This window comes from Caulobacter sp. GW821-FHT09A05, from assembly GCF_059418465.1.
Window position 1 is genome coordinate 1 of the sequence record NZ_JBWKPX010000054.1, and the last position, 9,526, is coordinate 9,526.

Here is a 9,526-nt window from a genome sequence, read left to right on the forward strand (position 1 = left end):
CAGCTCCCCCAGCGGGGGAGCATCTACGCAGTGCGGCGGGGGCCGACCAGATCCTCCCCCTCTGGGGGAGGTGGCCCGAAGGGCCGGAGGGGGCCGCGGCGCCGACCGCACGAAAAAGGGCCGCCCGGTCTCCCGGACGGCCCCTTCGATCCTCGATGTCGACGCCCTACCGCACCGGCGTGTCCGCCAGCACCGACGCCCCGCTGGGGGTCGAGCGCAGGCGGGCCTTGGCCATTTCGTCCAGGATCGATTGCGAGCGCGGGTCGCCCAGCAGCCAGGCCGAGGCGGCCAGGGTGCGGACCGAGGTCTCGCTGACGCCCAGCAACTTTTCCAGCGCCTCGAACGGCGAGTTGGAGCCGCCGATCTTCTTGAGCTTCACCTCGCCCTTGATGTTGGCCAGGCTCTTGGCCTTGTCGACGGCCTCGTAGAAGCCGCCCAGCTCGTCGACCAGGCCCAGCTGCTTGGCCTGGACGCCCGTCCAGACCCGGCCCTTGGCGATCTCGCGAACCCGCGCCTCGGGCAGGTTTCGGCCCTCGGCGACGCGGCGCACGAAGCCGGCATAGATGCGGTCCATCCAGCCGGCGAACTTGGCCCGCTGGTCGGGGGTGAATTCCTGGCCCGTGCCGAACGCGCCGGAATAGTCGCCGCCGACGTGGACCTGGCGGGTGTCGACCCCGAACCGCGCCAGGGCCTCGCCGAGGGCGAACTTGCCGCCGAACACGCCGATCGAGCCGGTCAGGGTGGTGGGCTCGGCGACGATCGCCGAGGCGCCGGAACTGATCCAGTAGCCGCCCGAGGCCGCATAGGTGCCCATGCTGACCACGACGGGCTTACCCGCCTTCCTGGCCGCTTTCACGGCGGCCAGGATCTGTTCGGACGCGGTGTCCGAGCCGCCGGGCGAGGAGACCCGGAACACGATGGCCTTGACGTCCTTGTCGTCGATCGCGTCGTACAGGGCCTTGGCCACCTGGTCGGAATAGATCGTGCTGTCGCCGCCGAATGGCGAGCCGCCTTCGCCGCTGCCGGTCATGATCGCCCCCTCGGCCGAGACCACCGCGATGGTCGGGCCGGTCTTGGCCGGGGCCTTCTTGGCGCGCGAGGTGTAGTCGTCGAAGTCCAGCAGCTTGGCGCCCTTGCCGGCCCGCGACAGCATGGCGTCCTGGGCGTCCTTCACCTGGCCGACCCGGTCGATCAGGCCCTTGGCCCTGGCCTCCTCGGCGCTGTAGGGCCCGGCCTCGATCGTCTTGATCAGGGCGGCGGGATCGACCTTGCGGTCCTGGGCGGCCGTGGTCAGGGCCGTGGTGTAGACCGAGCCCATCCACGACAGCGTCGATTCGCGATGGGCCGGCGTGTAGTCGCTATGGAGATACGGGTTGACCGCGTTCTTGTACTCGTAGCGCTGCTCGTAGTCGGCCTTGACGCCGTACTTGTCGAAGAAGCGCTTGAAGAACATCTCCTCGCTGGACGCGCCGACGGCCTGCAGCGAGCTGTCGGGCTGCATCCAGAACTCGCTGGCGGCCGCGCCGAGCATGTAGGTCGAGGTGACCAGGCCCGAAGGATAGAGCCCCTGGCTGTGGGCGAAGATCGGCTTCTTGCCGACCGCGCGGAAGTGCTTGAAGGCCAGGCGCAACTCGTCGGCCGCGGCCGGGGCCATGCCGCCCTCGGGCAGGCGCACCAGCACCGCCTCGACCTTGTCGTCGGCCTCGGCCCGGCGCAGCGTCTCGATGATCGACATCACCGACTGGCCGCCCCCGCCGCCGAGCGCGGCGAACGGGTTCTGCGGCTCCTGGTCGGACAGGCCGCCGCGCAGGTCCAGCTGCAGCACGGTGTGGGTGGGGATCGGGGCGGGACGGGCGGCGCTGGCCGCCATGACGATCAGGAGGAAGGGGACGCCGACCAGGAACAACACCAAGCCGACGAAAACGCCGGCCACGGTCATGAGAAACTGCTTCATCGGACGTCCTGCTGCCTCGTGTCGCGCAAGCTAGTAGCGACCCTGGCGTCACGGTCAAATGAACTGCGCGCAACCCTGGTTTCCGGCGCTCTAAACTTGGCGACCGCTCGCGCGAACGGCACGGCGCGCCGCCCTCGACGGGGCGACCCCGCGAGGTCGTGCTTTTTGGGAAATCTCGGGAAAGAAATGGTCGGAGTGGCAGGATTTGAACCTGCGACCCCTGCGTCCCGAACGCAGTGCTCTACCAGACTGAGCCACACTCCGACTTGGAGGGCGGCTTATAGACAGGCCCCGGCGGTCTCGCAAGCGACAAAAATCCCTCCACAAAAAGAAAAACGGTGGAAAAAAAGAAGTTCAAAGCGGCGTTGCATCCGTCCGACTCCTGCGCTATCTCCACCGCCTCGCCGGGCCCAGACGGGTCTCGCCGTTCCTGCTGGGGAATGGTGTAATGGTAACACTGCGGTTTTTGGTACCGTCATTCTAGGTTCGAGTCCTAGTTCCCCAGCCACTTCTTCCATCGAGCCGACCTTTGCGAGACAGGCCCGCCGCCAGACAGGCCGGCTGTCGTCGATCGCATGAACCACTCAGAGCGCGGACGACCTAGCGACGGCGTCCCCAGCACGCCAGGCTGGCGAGCCGGGTTCCCTGGTCCTTCGGCCGGGACGACAGCTCGCGGATGTTTCCCGCCGCGTCGCTCTGCACGAGCCGCCGGTCGACGACGACCGTCCAGTCGTCGATGATCTGCAGCGACCCTGGCCGTCGGGTGGTCTGGGTCGCGAGCCAGCGGCCGATGCGCCAAAGACGGCCCGCCTGGTCGTCTCCCGAGGCGAGGGCGCGGCCGTCGAATCCGTCGCGGAGGAGGGCCAGGCTCGGCGGCGTGGCCTCCAGCGAAGCCCCGGCCAGGGCCGCCGCGAGGCCGTCCAGCCCGGTCCAGGGGACCAGGCCTTCGCCCCATGGAGCCGGCGCGCCTTGGTTGGCGGGGCGATCCGCGCCAAGCGGCGTCACGGATGGCGCCGCGCCGTTCGGCCCGCTGCCGGTCTCGCCATGATCCTTGAAGCAAAGTCGCACGGCCATACCCGCGGATGGAGACTGGAAAAGCAGGCGCCGAGACGGCGACGCGCCTCGGCGCCCAGGTCCTGGCGAACCGAGGAGCCAGGCAACAGCGACCGGGAGGAAACTGCCGCCGCCCACGAAAAGGCCAAAGTCGGCGGCGCGACAAGTCGCCGGCCGGCCTGGCGCCGTGCTTAGCGCGCCTGCGATATCCCGCGATCGACGGCGCCTCAGCCGCGCAGGAAGGCCGCCAGGTCCTGGGTCAGGATGACGACGCCGGCGTCCAGGTCGGCGTCCCAGTCGGCGAAGGCGGCGTGCAGGCAGAACTGCTCGATCTTGAAGACCAGCAGGTGGGCGGCCATGCGGCGCCGGCGTCCGGCGGGATCGGCGCCGAAATGGAAGGCGGGGTGGCTTTCGCCGACGTCGTCGAACAGGGCGTCGCGTTCGCGGGCGATGTCCGCCAGGAAGCTCGGGTCCGAGCCGATCACCAGGTTGAACAGCGACAAGGCCGCGCGGCGGTCGCTGAACACCTTCATGTACCGGCGGACCCATTGTTCCAGGTCGGCCGGGGCGGGCTCCGCGCCCAGGCCGGCGAGGCGACGATAGAGGCGCCGGTGCGCCGTCATGTCCTCGACCAGCAGGTCGCGCAGCAGGGCCCGCTTGCTGTCGTAGTGCAGATAGAAGGTGGCCCGCGCGACCCCGGATCGCAGGGCGATCTCGTCGATGGTCGCTTCCATGTAGGGGCGCTCGGAAAACACGGCCCGCGCCCCTTGGCGGAGGCGGTCGCGCGTCATGGCGCGCTGGGCCTCGCGAAGGGAAGGCGCCTTCGGGGCGGGACTGGAAGCGTTCACGCGCGGATCCGGGATGGGCGAGCGGCGAACATCGCCTACTCGATGGATGCTGGACTAGCATATATTCAATGGACTGTCAGTCTTGCGAAAGGCCGGGGGCGCGCGCACCGTCCGGACATGACGAGCGACCAACAGATCCGGCTGGAGACCTGGCTCGACGCCCATGCCCCCGGCCTCGGCCAGGGCCCCGTGCGGACCAGGGTGCTTAGCGGCGGCGCCAGCAATCTGGTCATGGCGATCCGGCGGGACGGTCCCGAGGTGGTGCTGCGCCGGCCGCCGGAGCGGCCGCGTCCCGACAGCGAGAAGATCATCGCGCGGGAAGCCAGGGTCCTGGCGGCCCTGGCCGGGACGGACGTGCCGCACCCGCGCTTCATCGCCTATTGCGACGATCCGTCGGTGATCGGCGCGCGCTTCTATTTGATGGCCCTGGTCGACGGCTGGCTGGGCCATGGCGAGCCGCCGCCCGCGCCGTTCGACCGACCGGGCAAGGACCGCCGCGACCTGGGCTTCGCCCTGGTCGACGGCATCGCCCGCCTGGCCAATGTCGACTATCGCGCCGTCGGCCTGGAGGGGTTCGGCAAGCCCGAGGGGTTCCTGGCGCGGCAGGTCGAGCGCTGGCGCAGCCAGCTGGCCTCCTACGCCGAGACCGAGAACTATGTCGGACGGGAGCTACCCGGCCTGGCCTACGCCGCCGACTGGCTGGCGGCCAATACGCCGGACGCCGGGCCGGCGGGGATCATCCATGGCGACTACAGCTTCGCCAACTGCCTGTTCGAACGCACGGCGCCGGCCCGGGTGGCGGCGATGATCGACTGGGAGCTGGCCACGGTCGGCGATCCGCTGCTGGACCTCGGCTGGGTCTGCTACGGCTTCCGCGGACGGAACGACCCGAGCCCGGCCGGCTATTTCGACGCCGCCGACTTCCCCTATCGCGAGGACCTGGCCGACTACTACGCCGAGAAGACCGGCCGATCCGTCGAGCACCTGACCTATTACATGGTGCTGGCCCAGTACAAGCTGGCGGTCATCATGGAGCGCCACTACGCGCGCTTCAAAAGCGGCCGCCAGGCCCACGCCGCCGATTCCGAGAACTTCGTGCTGCGCCTGGCCGCCAAGGCCGGCGAGATGGCGCGCGGCCAAGCCTAGGAAGGGAAAGTCGATGGTGGATTTCAGCATCGCGCCGGTGTTCGAGGAAGAGCTCGACTGGGTCCGCCGTTTCGTCGCCGAGGAGGTCGAGGCGATGGACCTGGTGTTCGACGACATGAGCGCGCCCTATGACCGGGGAAACAAGGCGGCGAGGGCGGCGCTCGCGCCCCTCCAGGCCGAGGTCCGGCGGCGCGGCCTGTGGGCGGCGCACCTGCCGGCTCATGACGGAGGGGCGGGGATCGGCCAGGTCCATCTGCTGCATCTCAACGAAATCCTCGGCCGCACCGACTGGGGCCCGGTGGTGTTCGGTTGCCAGGGGCCCGACAGCGGCAATTCCGAGATCCTCGCCGCCTTCGGCACGCCCGAGCAGAAGGCGCGCTACCTGGAGCCGCTGGTGGCGGGCGAGGTCTATTCCTGCTTTTCCATGACCGAGCCGACCGGCGGCGCCGATCCCACCCGCCTGAGGACCCGGGCGGTCCGGGACGGCGACGATTGGCGGATCACCGGCGACAAATGGTACGCCAGCCACGCCCAGTACGCCGACTTCATCATCGTGGCGGCGGTGACCGATCCGGACGCCGAGCCTCACCAGCGCAACACCCTGTTCATCGTCCCCCGCGACACGCCGGGCCTGGAGATCGTCCGCGAGGTCGGCTTCTTCGGCGAGCCCGAGGGCGTGGGCGGCCACCCCTATATCCGCTTCGACGGCGTGCGCTTGCCCGACAGCGCGCGGCTGGGCGGGCGGGGCCAGGGCTTCGCCGTGGCCCAGGCGCGCCTGGGCGGCGGCCGCATCCATCACGCCATGCGCGCGATCGGCCTTTGCCAGCGCATGATCGACATGATGACCGAGCGCGCGGTCAGCCGCGAGGTCGCGGGCGGCCGGCTGATCGACCTGCAGAGCGTGCAGAACGACCTGGCGTCCAGCGCCATCGCCCTGCGCCAGTTCCGGCTCCAGGTGCTGCACGCCGCCTGGATGTTCGACGCCGGCCTGGGGCACGGCCGCGAGGGCCGCCTGGCGGTGGCGATGGTCAAGGTCGCGACCGCCGACATCACCAAGGACATCGTCTGGAAGGCCATGCACCTGCACGGGGCCCTGGGCGCATCCAACGAGATGGCGTTCGGCAAGTATCTGGGCCTGGCGGCGATGTTCGGCATCGCCGACGGACCGACCGAGGTGCACCTGGCGTCGGTGGCCAGGGCCCTGGCGCGCGGCGTCGAACCGCATCCCGGCTTCTTTCCGAGCGAGCACCTGCCCAGCCGGCGAACGGCGGCGCGGGCCAAGTTGGCGTCCTATCTGGAGGCGACCGCATGAACGGCCTGGACTTGACCGGCAAGGTCGCCCTGATCACCGGCGGCACGCGCGGCCTGGGCCACGCCATGGCGCTGGGGTTCGCCCGCGCCGGCGCCGACGTCGTCGTGTCCAGCCGCAAGGCGGAGGCTTGCGACGCGACGGCCGCCCAGATCGTGCAGCTGGGTCGCCGCGCGGCGGCCCTGCCGTGCAATGTCGGGCGCTGGGATGAGGTGGACGCGCTTGCCGAGGCGGCCTGGGCGGCGTTCGGCCGCCTCGACGTGCTGGTCAACAACGCCGGCCTGTCGCCGGTCGCGCCGTCCAGCGTCGAAACGAGCGAGGCCTTGTTCGACAAGGTCGTGGCGGTCAATTTCAAGGGCCCGTTCCGCCTGACCGCCCTGGTCGGGAGCCGGATGGCCGCCGGCGCGGGCGGCAGCATCATCAACGTCTCGTCGATCGGCGCCGTGAAGCCCTCGCCCTGGATCGCACCCTATGCCGGGGCCAAGGCGGCGCTGAACGCCATGTCGATCGCCCTGGCCCAGGAGTTCGCGCCCAAGGTGCGGGTCAATGTCATCTCCCCTGGCGGCTTCCTCACCGACATCGCCGGCGAATGGGCGACCGAGGAGGAGGCGCGGCGCAGCACCGCGTTGAACCGCTGGGGCGACCCCGACGAGATCGTCGGCGCGGCGCTCTACCTGGCGTCGGACGCGTCGAGCTACACCACGGGCGCGAACATCCGCGTCGATGGCGGCTCCTTCTGGGACCGCAAGTCCGGAGCGGACCGATGAGCCTGGAGGGAAAGGTGGCGATCATCACCGGGGCCGCGGGCGGCATCGGCCTGGCCATAGCCCGGCGCTACGCCCGCGACGGCGTTCGCGTGGTCATGACCGACCTGCAAGCCGAGCTGGGCGAGGGCGAAGCCGAGGCTATCCGGGCGGCGGGCGGCTGGGCCCGTTTCATCGCCTGCGACACCACCGATGAGAAGGCGGTCGAGGCCCTGGTCGAGACGGTCGAGGCCGAGGTCGGGCCGATCGCCCTGGCGGTCTGCTCGGCCGGGATCAGCAAGGGCGGCCAGCCGTTCTACGACACGCCCCTGGAGGATTTCACCAAGGTGCTGTCGGTCAATCTCGTGGGACCGTTCGTCGTCGGCAAGGCCGTGGCGCGGCGGATGATCGCCAGCGGGGTCAAGGGGGCGATCATCCTCATCTCCTCGGTCGGCGCCGTGCTCGGGGTCGAAACCTCGCCGGCCTATTGTACCAGCAAGGGCGGCCTCTCGATGCTGACCAAGGTCATGGCGCTGGCCATGGCCAGGCACGGCGTGCGGGTCAACGCCATCGGTCCGGGCCCGACCTGGTCGCCGATGACGGAGGCGGCGCTGGACCAGCCGGCGATCGACATGATGCTGTCGCGCACGCCGCTGGGCCGTTTCGCCGAGGCCGACGAGATGGCCGGCGTGGCCGCGTTCCTGGCCAGCGAGGACGCTTCCTACGTCACCGGCCAGACGCTCTATGCCGATGGCGGCCGGCTGGCCCTGAACTACGTGATGTCCAAGCCGGCCTGATCGTCGGCCGGGACGGAGGCCAGCAGAAGGTCGAGCAGGTCGGGCAGCACGGCTTCGAGCCGGGCGCGGCGCTCGGGGTCGAGATTGGCGATCGCCCAATATTCCGGCGGCGCCTGGTTCTCGATGATGTCGGTCATCCGGCGATTGCCTTCGAGCGTCAGCTTGACGATGACGCTGCGGCGGTCCTCGGGATTGGGCCGTCGCGTGACGTAGCCCAGCGCCTCCAGCCGCGCGATCGGCTTGGTCAGGCCGGGCAGGGTGACCCAGTGGGCGCTCTGGAGCTGGCTGGGCGAGGCCTCGAACGGGGGGCCGAACCGCTTGAGGGCTCCCAGGATCGCGACTTCGGCGTGGCTGAGGCCATTGGCCGCCGCGACCCGGTCGACCGACCGCTGCACCAGCTGGCCCAGCTGCAGAAGCTGCCAGCGCACCGTGGCGGCGAAGGGATCCAGCTGCGGCCAGACCTCCAGCCCGCCGACCAGGGCGTCGTGGCCCGGAACATCCTCGACCGTGCGGGGCGGCGAATGAAGGTCGTCCTGACTCTTGTCGCGCCTGGTCATCTCGCCTCGTCATGTTGCGGCGCCGCGATCGCGGACGCGATGAGCCGCGTCGCGGGCCATGGACAGGTTCGCCCGGCCCGCGAAAAAATACTACACCAGTTTAGTAATTTAGCTGGAGCCGCGGGATGCTGGATGCGCTGATACGGATCGCCAAGTCCGCGGGAGATGTGATCCTCGACATCTACGCCCGCCAGGACGTGGGCGTCAGCCACAAGGGCGACGGCTCGCCGGTCACCCTGGCCGACGCCGCGGCCGAGGCGGTGATCCTTCGCGCCCTGGCCGAGCAGTTCCCCGATATCCCGGTCGTCTCGGAGGAGGCCGCCGAGGCCGGCGCGCATCCCCAGGTCGGCGACCGCTTCTTCCTGGTCGACCCGCTGGACGGCACCAAGGAATTCATCAGCCGCAACGGCGAGTTCACCGTCAACATCGCCCTGGTGGAGGATGGCGAACCGCGCCTGGGCGTCGTCTACGCGCCGGCCCTGGGCGTGATCTACGCCGGGGAGGGCGCTGGCGCGCGGAGCAGCGTCCTCGGTCCCGACGGCCAGTTCGGTCCTTGGACGCCCCTCAAGGCCGGTCGGCCTTCCGCCGCCGGCCTGCGCGTCGTCGCCAGCCGCAGCCACATGGGCGCGGAGACCAGCGACTACCTGACGCGGTTCGATGTCGCCGACCTGGTGTCGGCGGGCTCGTCGCTGAAGCTCTGCAAGGTGGCCAGCGGCGAGGCCGACCTCTATCCGCGGCTGGGCCGGACCATGGCCTGGGACATCGCGGCCGGCGACGCGGTGCTCAGGGCGGCGGGCGGCATGGTCCGGCGCGTGGGGGGCGAGCTGTTCAGCTACCACCTGTCGCGCGTACCGGACGACACCGCCTTCGCCAATCCCTGGTTCGTCGCGTCGGGGGCTTTCGACCCCTCCGATTTCGAGAGGGCGCCGGCATGACGATGAACGCACCGATCAAGACCGCCCCCGCCCTGTCCCCGGCGCGTCTGACGCACCTGCAGCGTCTGGAGGCGGAGAGCATCCACATCCTGCGGGAGGTGGCGGCCGAGTGCGAGAAGCCGGTGATGCTGTACTCGATCGGCAAGGACAGCGCGGTGATGCTGCACCTGGCGGCCAAGGCGTT

At 70.1% G+C, this 9,526-nt stretch carries 9 protein-coding genes, 2 tRNA genes and 1 pseudogene; 7 read left to right on the forward strand and 5 right to left on the reverse strand.

Going from position 1 to position 9,526, the window contains the following annotated elements; translation table 11 throughout:
- Positions 1 to 166: 166 nt before the first annotated feature.
- Together sppA and AC07NX_RS25915 are read right to left on the reverse strand one after the other, a co-directional pair.
- Positions 167 to 1,954: a signal peptide peptidase SppA gene (sppA, locus tag AC07NX_RS25910; RefSeq protein ID WP_494645970.1), complete on the reverse strand. Its 1,788-nt coding sequence runs from the start codon at positions 1,952 to 1,954 to the stop codon at positions 167 to 169.
- A 187-nt stretch (positions 1,955 to 2,141) separates the two neighbouring features.
- Positions 2,142 to 2,218, reverse strand: a tRNA-Pro gene (locus tag AC07NX_RS25915).
- A gap of 170 nt (positions 2,219 to 2,388) precedes the next feature.
- Here AC07NX_RS25915 and AC07NX_RS25920 point away from each other — a divergent pair.
- Positions 2,389 to 2,462, forward strand: a tRNA-Gln gene (locus AC07NX_RS25920).
- Positions 2,463 to 2,554: 92 nt separating this feature from the next.
- On the opposite strand, the gene AC07NX_RS25925 is transcribed toward AC07NX_RS25920, so the two are convergent.
- Together AC07NX_RS25925 and AC07NX_RS25930 are read right to left on the reverse strand one after the other, a co-directional pair.
- Positions 2,555 to 3,022: a hypothetical protein gene (locus tag AC07NX_RS25925; RefSeq protein ID WP_494645972.1), complete on the reverse strand. Its 468-nt coding sequence runs from the start codon at positions 3,020 to 3,022 to the stop codon at positions 2,555 to 2,557.
- Between the two features lie 212 nt (positions 3,023 to 3,234).
- Positions 3,235 to 3,798, reverse strand: coding sequence for a TetR/AcrR family transcriptional regulator (locus AC07NX_RS25930; RefSeq protein ID WP_494645974.1), 564 nt, complete (start codon positions 3,796 to 3,798; stop codon positions 3,235 to 3,237).
- A gap of 174 nt (positions 3,799 to 3,972) precedes the next feature.
- Between AC07NX_RS25930 and AC07NX_RS25935 the strand changes: the two genes are divergently transcribed.
- The 4 genes from AC07NX_RS25935 to AC07NX_RS25950 are packed head-to-tail and all read left to right on the forward strand — an operon-like array spanning position 3,973 to position 7,850.
- Positions 3,973 to 5,001 (forward strand): phosphotransferase family protein, encoded by a 1,029-nt coding sequence (locus AC07NX_RS25935; RefSeq protein ID WP_494645975.1) that lies wholly within the window; start codon positions 3,973 to 3,975, stop codon positions 4,999 to 5,001.
- A 13-nt stretch (positions 5,002 to 5,014) separates the two neighbouring features.
- Positions 5,015 to 6,313, forward strand: coding sequence for an acyl-CoA dehydrogenase family protein (locus tag AC07NX_RS25940; protein ID WP_494645976.1), 1,299 nt, complete (start codon positions 5,015 to 5,017; stop codon positions 6,311 to 6,313).
- On the forward strand, positions 6,310 to 7,077 hold the full coding sequence (locus AC07NX_RS25945; RefSeq protein WP_494645978.1) for an SDR family NAD(P)-dependent oxidoreductase: 768 nt from the start codon (positions 6,310 to 6,312) through the stop codon (positions 7,075 to 7,077). The genes AC07NX_RS25940 and AC07NX_RS25945 overlap by 4 nt, the downstream gene beginning before the upstream one ends.
- On the forward strand, positions 7,074 to 7,850 hold the full coding sequence (locus AC07NX_RS25950) for an SDR family NAD(P)-dependent oxidoreductase (protein ID WP_494645979.1): 777 nt from the start codon (positions 7,074 to 7,076) through the stop codon (positions 7,848 to 7,850). The genes AC07NX_RS25945 and AC07NX_RS25950 overlap by 4 nt, the downstream gene beginning before the upstream one ends.
- Here AC07NX_RS25950 and AC07NX_RS25955 read toward each other — a convergent pair.
- A complete protein-coding gene (locus tag AC07NX_RS25955) occupies positions 7,826 to 8,407 on the reverse strand; it encodes a MarR family winged helix-turn-helix transcriptional regulator (protein WP_494645981.1) in 582 nt (193 codons plus the stop codon). The genes AC07NX_RS25950 and AC07NX_RS25955 overlap by 25 nt on opposite strands.
- A gap of 125 nt (positions 8,408 to 8,532) precedes the next feature.
- Between AC07NX_RS25955 and cysQ the strand changes: the two genes are divergently transcribed.
- Positions 8,533 to 9,342 carry a 3'(2'),5'-bisphosphate nucleotidase CysQ gene (cysQ, locus tag AC07NX_RS25960; protein WP_494645982.1) on the forward strand — a complete coding sequence of 270 codons (810 nt, stop codon included), beginning with the start codon at positions 8,533 to 8,535 and terminating at the stop codon, positions 9,340 to 9,342.
- Positions 9,339 to 9,526: pseudogene (locus AC07NX_RS25965) on the forward strand (sulfate adenylyltransferase subunit CysD); the annotation flags it as partial. The gene cysQ and the pseudogene AC07NX_RS25965, both read left to right, overlap by 4 nt.